General features: G+C 34.8%; 1 protein-coding gene. It reads right to left on the bottom strand.

Annotated elements, in window-relative coordinates:
- Positions 1-880: NAD(P)H-binding protein (locus EII32_RS11315; RefSeq protein ID WP_125235467.1), on the bottom strand; the 880-nt coding region annotated here is incomplete at its 3' end.
- Positions 881-982: the final 102 nt, after the last annotated feature.

Here is a 982-nt window from a genome sequence, read left to right as displayed (position 1 = left end):
GTTGTACACTCTCCTCATACGATGTTTCACCAAAAGATATATCGGGGTGCATACGTTTAGGTTGAGGAATCATATCATGAACTAAACTATTCATAAGTGGATAAACCATTTCTTTTGGAACTTGCGAGATACGTTGAACCCAATATCGACTGATCCAAATAGGTATGATAGGTAAGTCAACAATCGGTAAACGCTTGTTCAATACTGCTGCCGTACGCTGTATTAATTCTTTGTAATTCATAATTTCAGGTCCAGTAACATCAAATGTCTCATTTTGTTGTGGTGCTCGTTCAACTAGTAACGCTAGTTTATTAATTACATCGTTGATTGATACGGGTGCAATCATATTATACGCCCAGCTAGGTAAAATCATTCCAGGCAATCGTTCAACCAATCGTTTTAAAATTGGGTAAGAACTTCCTTTCGCTCCGATAATTAATCCTGCACGCAACGTGCTCACGGGTATACCATAAGAACCTAAAATTTTCTCACACTCCAGACGACTACGTAAATGGGCAGACAAATCATTGTTATTTGGAATTAAACCACTCATAAAAATAATATGTTTAACTCCTTGTTTCTTTGCAGCTCTTGCAAAATTGTCTGCTAATAAAGCATCCATATCTTCGAAATTTGCTTGCGTTAATTTTGCATTAGGCATCATGGAGTGGACAAGGTAGATGGCAGTGTCTATTCCTTCCATCACTTCTGTTATTTCCTTCAAATCAAATAAGTCAGCAGCTTTCCAAGTAACGTTCTTTTCGTTTTCCTTATTATTAATATTTCTTGAAATTGCGATAATATCATGATCTGTTTTTAATTGATCTTTTAAGTGACCTCCAATATATCCAGATGCACCTGTTAACAAAATTCTACTCATCGTTTCACTCCGTTCATTAAGTATTTTTATTGTCTTAAACAATTGATATCAGTTATTAAATACCCCTTATTAAATTATGAAAACGATTATACTATCATAGAT

This window comes from Prevotella sp. OH937_COT-195, from assembly GCF_003932845.1.
Lineage (GTDB): Bacteria > Bacteroidota > Bacteroidia > Bacteroidales > Bacteroidaceae > Prevotella.
Note: the sequence above shows the minus strand (reverse complement) of the source record. Positions and strands in the feature narration are given on the sequence as shown.